This window comes from Thiocapsa imhoffii, assembly GCF_016583985.1.
GTDB classification, from domain to species: Bacteria; Pseudomonadota; Gammaproteobacteria; order Chromatiales; family Chromatiaceae; genus Thiocapsa; species Thiocapsa imhoffii.
In genome coordinates this window covers 1-15,120 of record NZ_NRSD01000001.1, presented here as the reverse complement: position 1 = coordinate 15,120, position 15,120 = coordinate 1, and the positions used below count along the sequence as shown (strand labels likewise).

The window sequence follows — 15,120 nt, the reverse complement described above, 5'->3', positions numbered from 1 at the left end:
TCTGGATTGGCTTTATCATCAGGGCTGGATTGGTCGCCTCAGTCGCGACAGGCTGATCACGGGCCGGTATGTGAGGACAAGATGGGGGTTGAGGGCCGCCAAGCTCGGCAAGGAGCCAGAGAGCATCGGCCTTGCCAAGCAGGATGAGCGGCGAGGCGTTGACAGTCCAGTGCTCAGGCGCCATGGATCTCCTCCGCCAACTCGTCCGGGGTGACCTGGCAGGCCGGAATTTTGCGCCGGAAGAGCTCGTCCAGAAAGTCCGCGCGGCTCAGTTCCGCGAGTTCCGCCGCTTTGCCTTGGGACAGGATCCCTTGCGCATACCACTGCACCGCCGCGGCGATTCGCATCTCGCTTGGCCGAATCGACGAGCATGGAGGACCACGGCTGATGCTCTGCGCGGGCGAAAACGGACAGGTAAAAGGTGCTCTCCGCCACCTGTCTGTAATGGATCGCTTTAGGCATCACTTCCAACCAGAGCGCGTCGCTGACGATCAAGATGCGGTCGGGATCTTCCAGGATCGCCAACGCCGTTTCGAACAACGGCGCGCGTGCAGACCACGCGGCGATCAGCAGATTGGCATCGATGGCGGTACGCCGTCTACTCATCAGACAGACCACCACGGCGGCGGCGGACCTCTTCGCTAATCTCATCGGCACTTCGCAATTCGCCCCCGCTCGCGAGGTACGCCTTACGCGCCGCGAGAGCCAGTCGACCGATTTCGGTGCGAGGCTGATAGTCCTCGGCCATCGGATCGTCCGTCAGTCGCTCAACGGTAATTCTGACGAGAACGCCCACCGGCAGATCATCCGGCAGCTGTACCTGGTGGTCGGTCGGAACCTTTGTTTCAAAGGTCAGGCTTTGCATCGCTTAGTCCTTTTTCAATAGTGCTAGAGATATTGGTCAGCGTGGCATGTTTCGTGATCGTTCGGCGTTCCGGCTGAGCCCTGTCCCCCGCACCCCACACCCTTCCCCCTCAAATCCCCAGCTTGACCGCCAGCTCGTCGGACTCGGCCAACACGCTGTCCGTATGTGAATCCAGCACCACGACGCGCAGCGATTGGCAGGCGTCGTTGGTCAACATCATGCCGACACTCGCCTCGCTCCCCAGCGCCAATGTCAGGGCGCCGGTCACCCGATCGAGGTCGGCGCCGACCGCCATCCCGGCGCGACCGACCTCCTCGGCGCCGGCCATCAGGAGAACGCGGACCACGAGCGGCTCGGTTGCCAGCAGATCACCCGCTGCGGCGAGCTTGAGCCCGAAGGTGCGATTGGTCACCGCCGCCGGATAGCCTTCGATGCGAACCTGGATGCCGGGTACCGCGGCCGGTTTGCCGGCGGCCAGGCGTAGGCTGATCACCGGGATCACCAACTCCTGCAGGCTGAATCCGCCATGGTGGAAGCTCAGACTCCCGCCTGCCTTGAAGACCCCGAGACCGGTCGGGAAGACCGCATCCAGATCGGTCCGATAACCGAGCTCGGCGCAGGGCACTCGCACCGCGCCGGCGGGCGTGCTGCCGCCGTGTCCGATCCAGCAGCGCCGATGCAGATCCAGGGTGACTCCGCCGGGGCTGTCGGTCTTCATGTCGTCGTCCTTGCGGATCGAGAACTGGTGACCATGGTCGGCGGTAATCACGAAACGCTCGATGCCCGCGGCGGCGAGCTTCTTCACCGCGCGAGCGAGGTTGCCGATCAGGCTGTCCATGATCTGGCGCGCGATCAGGTCAACGTCCATCTCGCCGACGAGATCGATCTCCTGGGAGCGGATCACGACCAGCGGCGCCGTGCCGATATCCTTCGCAACCTTGGCCTGAGAGCTGCTGAGCAGCTTGCCCAACGTCATCTCCACCGCGTCCGGGACCTTGGTTTTGAGAAAGCGCATGCGGTCGGGTGATTCCTTGAGCTCGGTGCCTTCGATCCGCGCCGCGAGCTTCCCCTTGGCGTCGACCACGTCGAAGCTCGCCGCCGCTCCGGGCAGCAGCGCGGCCATGCCGACCGGGGTGATCGAGGGCAGCGCCGCAATCGCCGCGCGCACCGTCAGTTCCCTGGCCCCCTCGATCTGGCGCGCCAGCTCCACACCCATCTCGTAGCGCATGGCATCGACGAGGAAATAGGCGACCCGTCCACCCATGGTCTGCACGACCTCCGGATAGATGCGGGTTTGGTGCAGCGCCCCAGCGATGGTCCATGCGGACGTTCGGAACGCCTTGGTAAACCCGTCGGCCATCGCGCGCAGCAGATGCTCATGCTCCTGCCGAACAACGGCCAAGGCCCGTTCCGCCTCGGGTTCGTCGTCCATCCCGGCGACCCAGGTCTCCAGCCGCCGCTGCAGGCCGTCGGCACGGTGCCAGCCGTCCTCCGCGACATAGGCCGCCAGCCACTTTGCGGGATCGCTCCCCACCCTGCCGAGCGCCGAGCGGATCTCCTCGAGCGTGCGCCCCAGCTCTGCCATCTGCCGACAGGCACCCCACTGCGCCTGACGTCGCACGTCGCGATCGACCCAGAAGCTGCGCACGCGCGCGTCGATGATTGCGAGTGCCGCGTCGTAGCCTTTGCCGGCAATCAGCGCCGCGGCATGGGCAAGGAGCCGCTCCTCCTCGAACCTGAAGGTGTCGATACCCCCCAGGTGTGCGGCCTCGACGCCTGCCCCTGCGAGACCCAGCTCCTGTTCTACGGAATCCGCCAGGCCCGGGTACACATCAGGAGAGCGCCTTCGCAGGCCTTCTGCGACATCGCGGATACGCTCGGCGTACTCCTTGCCAGGCGGGTCCGGCACCATCCCGACAGACTTCGGCGGCGCACAGGACAGATCGGCACGGAACTCGTTGACCAGGACATAGCGGCAGGTCCGCTCGCGCGCCTTGGGGAGGCTCGTGTCCGCCGGCAGGTCCAAGCCCAACCGGACCTTGATCAGCTTGCGCAACTCGGGCAGCGCATCCTTCTCAAGCAGGGTCTCGTCCCTGGCGTCGGACGCCAACCACTGGGTCAGCAGCATCTCGCCTTGGGCACCGCCGAACAGGGTGTGGAGCACCGAAGCCACCTGTCCGCCCTGGCCGAGGAAGGCGACGATATCGTCATAGGTCACCGCCGAAGACCGGAGCATCTCGTCGATCTGCCCGTCGGTAAACCGCTGACGCAGCACGTTGAGCGCCAGCCGCCTGAGCTGCGGCTCGTAGCAGGTCCCGGCCCGCTCCAGCTCCATCAGCACCGAGCCCTGCCGATCCTTGGCAATGCCCGGCAGATACAGGATCAAGGATTCCGGCTGGTCGGCCGCCACGATCGGCTCGACCGCCGCACGTAGACCGAAGAAGCTGCCTTCGTAGCGGGCGAGAAAGGGGGAGCTGGTGCCGATCGCCACCCTAGGCAGCGGGCCGCCATCGAGCGGCTCCAGCTCACGGTCGAAAAAGGGGGTGAATTCACTGCGTGGGTCGTAGAACACGACCACCGAGCGCTTGCGTAGCAGGCTGTCAAGATGTTCGCAGAGATAGGCGTGGAAAGTGTGCATCAGGCGTCTCCATCACGCAGCCGTCCTTGACGGCGTAGCTCCATCGCGACGAATGGAGACTCCCTCATCAGCCGAGCGAATGAAATGTGCCTCTCCCAATAGATAACTGCGTCCTCCTCGCGACTGGATCGGAAGTCGTTCAGCCGGAGCCGATCGATCGTATTCTGGACCTGTTTGCAAATATCCTTCGTCAGCCCATGTGCCGGGATGATCTGGAATCCGACCAATTCCAACTCGAACCACCCGTTTTGCACCTCGAACGGATCGAGCACGTCCCCGAAAGCGTTCTTGCGCGCGTTCAATCGCGCAGCCGCCAGCCGATAATTATCCCACTCGTAGACGCGATCCCAGGCCCGCGACTTCGGGGCCATGTGATCGACCGAGGCCGCCCCCGTCACCGGGTGAATGCGAAAGCACGAATAGGCACAGACTTCGTCGTAGGCTTGCATCAGATCAGCGATCGCATTGGTCCAATAGGGTTCGATCTCGGACGCCGGCAGATCCTCCGGACGGTCGATCGAGACGGAGATGCTGGTACCGTCGGACTGGACCTCCTGGCGGGTCCGTTGCTTGAATGCCTTGCCCGACCTGCGCGGATAGGCTGGCACCTGACCAGTCATCTCGGCGATTGCACGCAATCCGGGTTGACGCACCTTTGCATCGAAATCGGGTGGCTCGGGAGCCGGCGTAACCCTGATCAACTGCCACGCACCTTCTGCGAATCCCGATAGTGGGACCAGCGGACCCAAAATCGGTCGATGTCGCTCAACACGCCCCGCAATGCTGCATCGACCTTATCGATTTCCGCGAGAGACGGGGATTCCTTTCGCAACAACGCCAGCGCTTGGGTCATGGCCAGCTCCGCCTCCAAGGATCTGGGCTCCTTCAAGTCGAAGGCCGACGACGTCAACCATGCGTTGGCATCGCCCAGGCGGCTCCATGGGAACTCTCGTAGCTGCACCGCGCCATGGTTCAGATCAAGCTCCCAGATGGCATCTTTACGATCGTCGAAGCGCGACTCCGACGAGGCGAGCACCAACGGCGAATGCGTTGCGGTGATCAACTGCACTGGGATCGTATGCGTTCCGGTGAGCGCTTCCATGACGTCCAGAAGCGCGGGCACGATGCGACGCTGCCACTGGGGATGCAGGTGGGCCTCCACTTCGTCGATCAAAAACACGATCTCCCGCGCCGGCGCAACCCCCTGAAGATCGGCCGAGGCGAGGTGCTCCTGCCAGGCCCACACCAGCAGATAGCCGAGGGAGACGATGCGGCGTATTCCCGCGGAAGCGTGTATCAGTGGGACCTGCAAGCCATAGGGCATCTTGATGGTGGGGTGTTTGCGCGCGTCGCTCAAAGAGACCTTGACCAGGGCGCCGGACTCCAATGGCTCCTCGTCAGAGGGCGAGAGCGCCCGCAAGACACTCTGCAATTGCTCGAATGCCTGACCGTTTTCGAGCTGCCAGTTCGACCAGTCCGCGATCAGACCGTTGCAGTACTTAACCGGTTCGTTCAGCGGCAATCCATCCCAAACCGATTGCGGCGAAAACAGATAGGCGGGCTGCCGCTCAGGGTTCTCACCCTTCCAATAATTACGCGCCGGATCCCACACCGAAAAGCCTCCATCGACTTGGGCGTAGAGCACCAATCCCGGGATTGGCGGGCGGCCCTGGGCCAGAGGCCAGTGTTCGGATTCTCGATCGAACTTGCTCGTGTACTCGTGCCTCCCCCTTTTCTTCGTGTAACGGTAGGTGATCTTCGGAGTGGTCGGAGGACGATGCGGCAGGAGCTTTTGTCGCGCCCAGGTACGGGTCAAGGCCCACCAGGCCGCGTCCAGCAAGAAGGTCTTCCCCAACCCGTTATCGCCAACCAGGAAATTCATGCGCTCATGAAACGCGACTTCCATCTGCGGAGCAGGGCCAACGTCCTGAAATTGCAGGTATTGGAGCATGTCAATTGTTCGCCTAATGCTTGCCGCCGTTGGCTGGATGGTAGCGTGTACCGCGGGCGGCGCCGGTCTTGGCGACCGTGCCTTCGGTCAGCAGGGCGTTGATGGCGAGATTCCACTGGGCGCCGGTCAGGCCGGTCGCGGCGAGAACCTCGGACTTGCTGATGCCGCCCTGACTGGAGGCGATGGCCTGACTGACGGCGTCGAGTGCGGCCGGATCAGGGGCCGATAAGCCCGTTGATGGTCTGGAGTCTGGACCGGGGTTGCCTGAGCGCGGGGCGGTTGAAACACGGCGAGCCGGAGTCCGGCCCGACGATTTGCGACCGCCTCCGCGGCCAGTGACCGGCGCGGGGGCCTCCAGCAGGCTCTTCAGCGCGTCCTTCACCGCGGCGGAGGTGCGCTCGGCGATGAGGCGGTCCACCTCTGCCTGGGTAACCGTACTCGGTTGCCATTTTCCCTTGTCTCCCTCCTTCCAGAAGACATCTTCCAGTCCGTGGGCGATGGCGAGGCTGCGGTCCGTGGCGCACTTGGGTACCACCCGCTCGGGCCAGAGGTGCATGGCAAGGTGCGACCAGTCGTAGTCGCCGGCGGCGAGTTTGTCCCAGCAGCCCTTGCACTCTTTCTGCCAGGCGCGGTGTTGAGGCACCAGGCGCCACAGGGGCGCGAAATTGATGATGACGCCGTCGTTGAGATCAGGATTCCAGAGGGGCGCGACCCGGGCGACTTCTTCCCGGAAGGCACGGACCTCCTCGACAACGCCTTCCTGCTCGGCGATTTCTTTGCGCTGGCTGGCAGTCGGGGTTCCACCGGCCCCCTGGAGCAGCCCCATCAGCTTGCGCTCCTCGTGTTGGAGTTTGGGGGTCACGGAGTCATTGAGGACCTTGTACAGGGTGTCGCGAGTGAACCGATGGTAATAGAGCCAAACCGAATAGCTCGCGGAGGGGGTGGCGAGCTGCCAGTAGATCGGCGCCTTGCGGCGGCTCTTGGAGTAGCGCTTGATGTGGTCCGCGAAGAATGACCGCGCGAGCCAGGCCCGGAGGTTATTCCCCCGGCCTTCGAGGATCTCGGCGGCCTCGAGCCAGGCGGCGTCCGCGCCATCGGCGAAGACGATATCGAAGACAACACGGCTTCTTGCGGCCAGATCTCGCTCATGTCCCGCATCGTCCACCAGGATGCCGTCCCAAGGGATGTCGATGGGATAGGCGGGGGGCAGGTCCTCGGGGCCGGTCGGCAGGCCCTGCGCGTTCTGTAATTGGCCGGGCGGGCAGATGGGCAGGGGATCGAACGGGTCCGGCGCTTCCGGCGCGGGGCGCTCGCCGGTCGCGTAACGAATGTCCCAGCGGCCAAAGGCGCAGCCGATGGCGTAGGCCAGCAGCTCGGCGGTGAGTGCGGAGGTGTCGGCTGCGGAGACTTCATCTTGCTCCTCGTCGCCAGCTTCAGGCGCTTCGCCGGTGGCTTCCGTGGCGAGGGTAGAGGTCAACGCGGCCCGGTCGTCGGCACTGAGACCATAGATGTCAAAGGCGAGGTCGTCGATTTCTGCTTGGATCGCGGTGACGGTTTCCTCGCTCACCCGGATCCAGTCGGCCCATACTCCGGTACGTTCGGCAAGTGTTCTTGCTGATGTCGTGAGCAGGGCGGGAACAAGGAAAGCATGGGAAGCAGCGTTAACCGCGTCCAGCGCACGCTTCTCAAACCAAGCACGACGAACCAAATTACCGATGCGCCGGCTCTCCAAAGGTGCGAAGTCCGGTAGCGGAAGCTGTTGGAGCATTCCAACAACAAACTCCGGAAAACCAAAACGCCCTAGCACGCTCTTAAAAATAAAATCGAAAGGGCGGGATGCCATTAACCCCAGCAACGCATGAAGTTGATCATCAGGAGCGAATGCTGCGTATCCTCGAGCGCTAAATACGCACCCAGGAGGAAGAACTTGGGGCGATAGCGATGCTGCACGCAGCGGCCAAGTTATCCCTGGGCGGAAGAAGCAATCGGAGGACTCAAGCCGCTCTATCCAGCGTCCGGGCCTTCCAAAAAATCCTTGGAAGGTAAATCGACGCTCTTCCCACGCGACAAGCAGTGATTGGTCCGCGTAGAAGCGCGCTGCCGCCCCCCCCTTCGCGAAGGGCACCCACAGTCGCTGACGAGAGATGTCAGGTACATTTACCTCCCACCAAAGACGTAGCAAACGAAAATCGTTGCTCGTGCATGGGCCTCGCCTTGCGGTTCGCTCCTCAGTCTCAAATTTCTCCGCGATGCTGAATACGCGTCGCACATTCGCAGGAACCCAGTAGGAGAATGGCGTTGCTGGCATTGCTGCAAAGTCAGCTGGCTGGCTGATAAATCGACGGACATCCGATCGAGCGTTAACAGCGCAGAGAATTGCCGAGCCTTTATCCGCATCCACCAGTACCCTGATAGACACGAGTGCCGGGAAAACAGGGTCGGACGCAGCCATGACCTTCTTTGCTGCCTGCCAATGGGGTGTATAGCGCACGATGTCGCCAGGGCTACGCTTGATGAACCCATGGGTTTCAAGGTGCTCAAGTTCGGCAACGGCTTGATGGCGCTTGAGCCCATCCCGGGCGGCCTGCCACTTGGGCAGACTGAACCGGTCCTGTTTGTCGCGCACGACGCTGTTGAGCACGGGCACCAGCGAGAGCGTGAGGTCGCGGGCTTCAGTCTCGGAGAGGCTCCGCAGCACATAGGCTGCGACCTCGACCATGGCATCGAGCACGCCGCTGCCGAGATCGGCGAGGCAGATGGGCCGATAAAGTCGCAGCACGACGCGTATGCGCCAGTCCTCGCTCTGGCCGAGAAAGAACCCGGTCCGTGAGCTGAGGATACCCAGATAGCCGGCGGGGACCAACCGGGCCTGGAAGCACTCGACGAAGGCTTTGTAGACATCGCCCTTGGTGTCGCCGTAGGTGTCCTCGATGTAGGGCTTCGAGGGGAGGCTGGCGTCGCCGAAGGGCGGATTCATGAGCGCCACGTCATAACGCTGTCGGCACAGGTCGATGAAGGCAAAACCGCGGGCCACATCGTTGGCAAACAGCCGGCGCTGGTAGCCGCCGCTGTGCGCGGTGCGTTCCGCGTAGTCCCGGAGCGCGGCGTAGATGCGTTCTTCAGCCTTTTCCCAAAAAGCCGCGTCAGTGATCCCGGTGACGTCCAGACCCAGCGCGAGTTGCTCAGGGGCGGGGCGGTCGTCGCCAAACAGTCCCAATTGTTCGGGCTTTTTCGCGCCGGTGAGCCATTGTTGCCGCGCCTCGGCCACGGCCCCGGCGATCTCATCTTCGATCTTGAGCAAGGATCCGGCCTCGCCAGCGAGGCGCATGGCCGCGAACACCCGGCGGACCAGTTGGCCGAGGAGCCTCTGTTCGGGCGTGGTGGACAGATGGGCCGCAATGAATTCATCCAGGTAGGCGCCCTCGCCAGGCATGGGCTCGGCGCACGCGATGTTGGAGCGGCGGATGCGCGGGCGGTCCTCCCGTCGCAATCCCTGCTCCTGCCAGGCCCGCTGAGCGCGCAGCCAGAGCGACAGGCCGGCGATCTGCGCGGCCCGCGGGTCGATGTCGATGCCGTGGATGTTGTGCTCGATGATCAGCCGCGGGATGTCGCGCAGGTAATCGTCCTTGGTCGCGTAAAGCGCGTGTAACGGCGCAAGGCCCTCAGCCCCGGCACCGCTTCTGGAGGGCAAGGGGAGGTCGAGATCCCAAGCTTCCTCGTAGATGATCTGGTAGAGGTCAAAGGCATAGAGACCAAAATGCATCGAGCCGCACGCCGGGTCGATCATGCGGATCAAGCGGGGGTCCTTCAGCGGACGATAGGGAATCTCAATAGGCCGCTCGAGAAGCTCTTCCTGGCTGAGCTCAGCCGCTGGGCCTGACTGCGGCGACGGTGCCTCGTCGAACTGAAGAAAGATCTCGTTGGGATGCCGCACCAGGTAGCGGCACTGCTCCTTCAGACGGGTTTCGCCGCAGGTCATCTCATACCAGATTCGCCCCAGGCTGTTGTCGGTCAGGAACTCGACCACATAGCGAGGCGTGAATAACTGGTTGCGAACGGCCAACTCACGACTGTTGCGCGGCGCGGAGGATTCGTCACGCATGCGTTTGCGCTCGGCTGGGTCGTTGTAGTACTGGTAGACCCAACCGATGGTCTCGTCTTGATCCCATACCGTCGAGGGTTCCGGGTTCAGGGTGCGGGGTTCAGGGAAGGTGGCTACTGAACCCTGAACCTTGATTCCGGAACCCTTCGCACTGAACCCTCCAAATCCCGGATGGTTCAAAATCTCCAGCAGATCCGTCAACGCTTGCCTTCTTGGCCAGAGCAGGCTCGCCGGATCGCGCCGGTCGAACAGAACTCGCACTTCGCGGCCAATCTCGTCGAACAGACCCTCGATATAGAGCCGATAACCGCGATCCGGAAGCTGCACCAGCCCAGGTGCCAGGCCGCAGAACTCCTTGAACCCCGACGACTGCTCGCCCCGTGAGATGCATTCCTGAACCAGACCTCGGGCCTCCAGCATCTTGAGCGCGACGAACCGGTTCAAGGTCGTGAACGACGCCTCTCTCAGAAAACCAGCTACGGCCTCGGCAAAGCGTCCCTGTTCTGCTGAAACCTGAACCCCGATCCCTGAAACCCGAATATGCTCGATCGCTGCCACCAACTTAGCCCGCACAATCCGCTGCGCCGCATCCAGATGGCTACCGGGCTCGGCCGACATGCTCCCGTCCAGTCGGATGTCGAAGACACCCGCCAACTGGGCCTCGAAGTCATCCTCAAGCAGTTTGCGAGCGGCTTGGGTGGCGCGTTGGATGCGGTTTCTGGTGTCTTTGTCCATTGGTTCGGGGTTCGGGGCTCAGTTGCTCGCGGCCGGATTGGAAGTAACTTCTCAATAACCCGTGGCAAACAGCCGATGCGGTTCCGCAAATTGTTGATTTGCTTTAGTGATCACGCGAGTTCGCCCCGACTTATTGAGAAGCTACGATTGGAACTCCTAAGCCTTTGCTGCGATTGATTACCGCGCGGAAATACACGCGCGCGTGAAAAGTATCCGCGCGCGCTCATATTTGCGGCGCTCTATTCCGTTCCACGCAGGAGCCTATCATCGGGCAGTGTCTAGCAATTGAGGCTGGAGCTGGGACGGTGGACTCGTCCGCGGCCTCAATCAGGCAAATGAAGAGGGTCATAAATCAATTTGCTTGGGATGCAGTGAAATCGTGTTCAGTCCCGGTACGTGGAATAAGGGTTTAGTCGGACGCTCCAGGGTCACAAAGACCTCTGCACCGGCCTGCAATGCCGCGACGGCGTGCAGCGCATCCATGGCGCCGAGATCCCGTTGAGCCGCCAACACGAGGGCATGCTCGACCAAGGTGTCCGTGGTTGGGACCCACAAACTGACCGCGGAAAAATAGCAGTCCATAAACGCGATCTCATCTTCGCGTTTATAGAACAGGGGTTTGCGCAACGTTTCAAGCCGCAGATAAGCACTGGCGACGAAGGCCCTGCCGGGCTCTCCAAGCAACCTAAGTGCTTGATCGGAAGCCGGATGATCACCGCGAAACGCGGCGATCAGCGCATTGGCGTCAACGTAGGTCTTGATCATCGCCGACCTCCGTACGCCCTTGCTGCACCTCCTCCAGGATGGAGTCGGCGGTTTGGAGCAGCAGGCCCCGTGCGATGGCGCGCCGGCGAATGGCCAGGAGCTCAAGGCCAAGCTCGGTGCGCGGCTGGCCATGGTCGACTGCGTCAACGCCGGTCAATGGCGCGACTGGCGTCGCCGTCGCCTCTGGCTCCGTTGCGGCTGGCAAAGGCACCATGGGCGACAGCCCTAGCAGTGACCCTCGGGGCGAGGCATCCGGGAGGACAGTCACCACGACCCGCGCCCACGCCACCCCCGGCAACGGCTCCAACAGACGCACCTGACCGTTTTCATAAACGCCTTCAACACTCGGTGTCATGACAGAAAACCTCGCTCTAAGATCCGATCTGCCCCCAACGACCCAGTGTGCCCCGACCGGTGATCACCATCAAGACGAGGGCCGAACCCCGCACCCTGAACCCTGAACCCTGAACCCTGAACCCTGAACCCTGAACCCTGAACCCTACTGTACCAATACCTTCTTGCCCGCGGCGATCAGCTCCAGACACTCCTCTTTCAGGCCGTCGAGCGCCTGATCGAGCTGCTCCTCGTTCTCGATACCGCCGGCGAAGTAGCTCGATGCCGAGACCTTGACAACGCGGTTGCCGTCGATCAGGCGCATGAGCTCCTCGATGGCCTTGTCGCGACGCACGGGACAGGCGTCGAGGTCCGCTCGGAGCTGGGGTATCGTCGGGTTGGGTGCCTTCGCGACAGCGTAGGCTGCCAGCGGCTCGGCGATGCGATCACGTTGGTCCTCGCCGACATCGTCCCAGCCGGGCGTGCCGTTCAGTTGTTGGAGTGCGTCTGCGTAAGCCTGGGTCCGCGCATCGAGCGCCTGTTGGAGGCGGGCCTGGTAGGCGGTTTCCAGCGCCTTGGTGTGCTGATCGATGGCCGGCAGCTCGCGGAAGAAGGATTCCCGGGCCAGCAGGTCCTTGAGCCGCTCGGCGTGGTCCCGGTCATCCTCGCCGAGGTCGGGCTCGGGCTCCAGGAAGGGCCAGAGGCTGTCAAGCGCCTTGCGGGCGCGGTCCAAGTCGTGGAGTGCGGGCTCCGTCAATGCGTTGGTAAGCTCGGCACCCCGCTTGATGGCCTCTTTCAGCGCTTGGTGGCAGGCGCTGAATGCCTTGAGCGTCTGGCAATCCCTCTGGCGGCGAAAGCCCACGATGTTGCTCAGTGAGGCGGCAAGCACCTCGCTTCCGGGCAGCCCATGTTTGTCGAGCTGGGCGACGACGTCCCGCAGGGTTTCCTCATGGGTCTCGCTGGTCTCGCGGATGGCCTGCGCGATCAGGTTTTCGTCGTACTCCTGGATCTCTTTCCCGAAGCAGCTCTTGTAGGCTTCGCCGGCCTCGATGTAGTCCGTGAACGCGCAGTCGGTGGTCCGCGGGCGGAAGGATGCCTGGCGGAACAGGTTGTTGTTGGTGAAATTCGTACGCGCCTCGAGCGACAGGGCGGAGTCGATGACCTGCCCCTTACTGGTTGCCTCGATCTTGCCGGCGCGCAGCAGCGCGATGACGAGGAGCCGCACGGTGTCGAACTCCCAGCCGAAGGGTTCCTTGGCAAACTCGTCGGTCAGCCAACGCCCGCTGGCGGTCTCGCCGTAACTGGTACGGTTCTCGATGCGGGCCAGCACCTCGGCGAGTACCCCGGTCTCTACGTTGAAAACGGGCTTGCCGCCCTGGTCCCGAACCAATCCGAGATCCGAGTAGACAGGCGTCAGTCCACGCAGGTTTTCGGTGGTCAGCAGAGAATCCAGGTCGGCCTTGGCGACCCGTGCGGCGGCCTCCTCGAAGCGGTCGAAGACCTCCGGCAGGACCCGGGAGAGGACCTTGGCCGCGCAGCGGGAGACATCGCCGGCACCCTCGTCCGGGCTGCGGTCATTGCCGCGAAAGAAGATGCTGCCGTTGAGCAGGGACTGTTTGACGAGGCGCTTCAGTTCATCCTGATGGCGGCGCTGGCGGATCTTCTCCTCCGCCACCAGGGCGGACTCGTCCTTGGTCTGGGCGCCACGCTCCTTGCGCGACAGGATCTCCTTGGAGCGGTGGAGCTCGACGGTCTCGCGGTCGATGGCGTCGCCGATGGCGGCAACCCAGAAGACAGCCTTGGTCTCGGTCTGGCTGCGACGGCGGAACTCCTCCACCTGTTGATCGAATTCAGTCCCGGTCTCGGCCAGGGCCAGATGGAACGGGATGTCCCCCTCCACCGCCAACCGCTCGCCAAGGTACAAGCCGGCCTTGAAGGGTTTGACGTCGAGCAGGTTGTGGGAGGGTTGCGGCTGCCAGAGTGCGGTGACGGCCTCCGCATGCAGGCGGGCGGTATCGCCGGGTTTGGGGACGAGACCCGAGCGCTGGCGTTCCCAGTCATCCTCGGCCGGGCTGGGGATCCGGTAGCCGTCGTCGCCGCGGCGGACCATGAGACCCTTTTCCAAGGCATCGAGGGCCTGGCGGACCTCGGCCAGGCGTGAATCGGCATCGATCGCCGGATGCAGCGCGGCGGCGATGTTTTCGGCCGTCCGGTGGACGCTGCGCACGTACTGCAACAGGCAGATCACCTTGGCGACCGGCTGGGCAAGCGGGTGCGCGATCTTGGTTCCGATGTCCGCGATCTTCGCGCGTATCTCGCTGCCGATGTTGCCGGAAACGAGGTCGTAGATCTGGTCCACCCGCGCCAGGGTGCCGAGCGGCTGGTTGGCCAGGTCCACGTCCGGATGGATGAGTAATTGCTGGGCGAGCTTGATGATGGTGCGGTTGGCACCGCCGACGTGCTTGCTCGCCCCGCCCTGGGTACGCAGGCCGGAGACGATCTGGATGATGAGATCGATCTGATAGGGGAGCAGCGGATAAAGCTCGATGAAGGCGTCGGCCGTCAGCTCCGGCAGCTTGATGTCGGCGGTGAGTCGGGTGTTGTCGGTCAACCGGCCGCGGTGTTCGGTGAAGCGCTCGCGCAGCGTCTTTTCGGCCTCGGCGTTCTTCGCAAGCACGCGCTGACTGGTGACCTCCGAAATATCCGAGGGCTCCAGGTGAACCTGAAGCTCGGACGGGAAGCGGTCCATGAGGCGGGCGAGTTCGACGCGACGATCGTCCAGACCGCCGACGAGCTCCGTCAGCTTTTCCTGGGAGGTGACCAGGATCCACAGCTTGCCGCGTCCGACCCGCCCGAAGCTCTGCACGACTGCCTGGAGATCAAGCATCTTCTGAACGTCGCGGGCAACGAACTGGCCGACCTCGTCGATCACGAACAGGAGTGTCTTGCCGGGCCGCCGGCGCGACATCAACTCCATGCACCGGGTCGCCAGATCCCCGGGCGTGATGTCGGCGCGTTTCATGGCCGATTCGCGCCAGCTATCGGCCGTGGCATAGGTGTCCGGCTCCATGGCGTGCATGACGCGGCTTGCCTGCTGGACGGCAATGGCGATCTTGCCTTTCTCGATGTCCCAGTCCTTGTCGAAGACCTCGCGGTATTTGGCCTTGAAGGCGTCGAGGCGGCCTTGTTCCTCCAAGGTGATCTCCAGCTCCGAGAGATCGAGATCCCGCGCATAGCCCAGGCTCTGCAGAAAGAGCCGGTATATGATCTCGGTGATGCTCTGATTGCCGGTGCGGATGCCCCGGTCGGTGGAGACATCGAAGATCACCGCCTCGGTGGGAATCTGCTCTGCGATGCTGGTCAGCAGGACCCGGGACTTGGTGTCCTTGCAGCGCTCGGCGAGCAGCTCCCCCGCGCCTTGCCCGAGGATAAAACGGTTGGCGAGAGCGAGACCGATGTACTTGGCAAAGCCGGACTTCCCCGAGCCGAAGAAGCCCGAGGTCCAGATGGCGATGCCTTCGTTGGGCTTTTGCCAGGTGGCCAGGTAGTGTTCGAAGATCTTGAGAAAATGCGCACGGATCGAGTCGGTGACGACGTATTCAGCCAGCTCGTCGCGGATGATCGTCTCGTCGGCCTGGTCGACCTTGATGACCTCTTCGATGCGGCGGTCGATGTCGTTGGCGAAGAGGGTTTTGATTGGGGGCATGGGGTTCAGGGTTCAGGGTTCAGGG

General features: G+C 63.1%; 10 protein-coding genes. 1 reads left to right on the top strand and 9 read right to left on the bottom strand.

Features of this window, described 5'->3' with window-relative positions; translation table 11 throughout:
- Window positions 1–173: 173 nt before the first annotated feature.
- The 6 genes from CKO25_RS00050 to CKO25_RS00025 all read right to left on the bottom strand — a co-directional run bounded on the left by CKO25_RS00050 (window position 174) and on the right by CKO25_RS00025 (window position 9,817).
- A complete protein-coding gene (locus CKO25_RS00050) occupies window positions 174–347 on the bottom strand; it encodes a UPF0175 family protein (protein ID WP_200385876.1) in 174 nt (57 codons plus the stop codon).
- Between the two features lie 251 nt (window positions 348–598).
- Window positions 599–865, bottom strand: coding sequence for a hypothetical protein (locus CKO25_RS00045; RefSeq protein ID WP_200385875.1), 267 nt, complete (start codon window positions 863–865; stop codon window positions 599–601).
- 109 nt (window positions 866–974) lie between these two features.
- Complete coding sequence (locus CKO25_RS21760; RefSeq protein WP_200385874.1) at window positions 975–3,443, bottom strand: PglZ domain-containing protein; 2,469 nt, start codon at window positions 3,441–3,443, stop codon at window positions 975–977.
- A 59-nt stretch (window positions 3,444–3,502) separates the two neighbouring features.
- Complete coding sequence (locus tag CKO25_RS00035; RefSeq protein WP_200385873.1) at window positions 3,503–4,204, bottom strand: hypothetical protein; 702 nt, start codon at window positions 4,202–4,204, stop codon at window positions 3,503–3,505.
- Window positions 4,201–5,454 (bottom strand): AAA family ATPase, encoded by a 1,254-nt coding sequence (locus CKO25_RS00030; RefSeq protein WP_200385872.1) that lies wholly within the window; start codon window positions 5,452–5,454, stop codon window positions 4,201–4,203. The genes CKO25_RS00035 and CKO25_RS00030 overlap by 4 nt, the downstream gene beginning before the upstream one ends.
- 13 nt (window positions 5,455–5,467) lie before the next feature.
- Entirely contained in the window at window positions 5,468–9,817 is a 4,350-nt protein-coding gene (locus CKO25_RS00025; protein WP_200385871.1) for an Eco57I restriction-modification methylase domain-containing protein, read from the bottom strand.
- A gap of 279 nt (window positions 9,818–10,096) precedes the next feature.
- Here CKO25_RS00025 and CKO25_RS00020 point away from each other — a divergent pair, with 279 nt between their 5' ends.
- Entirely contained in the window at window positions 10,097–10,468 is a 372-nt protein-coding gene (locus CKO25_RS00020) for a hypothetical protein (protein WP_200385870.1), read from the top strand.
- A 168-nt stretch (window positions 10,469–10,636) separates the two neighbouring features.
- Here CKO25_RS00020 and CKO25_RS00015 read toward each other — a convergent pair whose 3' ends face one another.
- The 3 genes from CKO25_RS00015 to brxC form a co-directional block, all read right to left on the bottom strand.
- Window positions 10,637–11,056 carry a type II toxin-antitoxin system VapC family toxin gene (locus CKO25_RS00015; protein ID WP_200385869.1) on the bottom strand — a complete coding sequence of 140 codons (420 nt, stop codon included), beginning with the start codon at window positions 11,054–11,056 and terminating at the stop codon, window positions 10,637–10,639.
- Window positions 11,037–11,411 (bottom strand): hypothetical protein, encoded by a 375-nt coding sequence (locus CKO25_RS00010; RefSeq protein WP_200385868.1) that lies wholly within the window; start codon window positions 11,409–11,411, stop codon window positions 11,037–11,039. The genes CKO25_RS00015 and CKO25_RS00010 overlap by 20 nt, the downstream gene beginning before the upstream one ends.
- A gap of 144 nt (window positions 11,412–11,555) precedes the next feature.
- Window positions 11,556–15,095 carry a BREX system P-loop protein BrxC gene (gene brxC / locus CKO25_RS00005; RefSeq protein WP_200385867.1) on the bottom strand — a complete coding sequence of 1,180 codons (3,540 nt, stop codon included), beginning with the start codon at window positions 15,093–15,095 and terminating at the stop codon, window positions 11,556–11,558.
- Window positions 15,096–15,120: the final 25 nt, after the last annotated feature.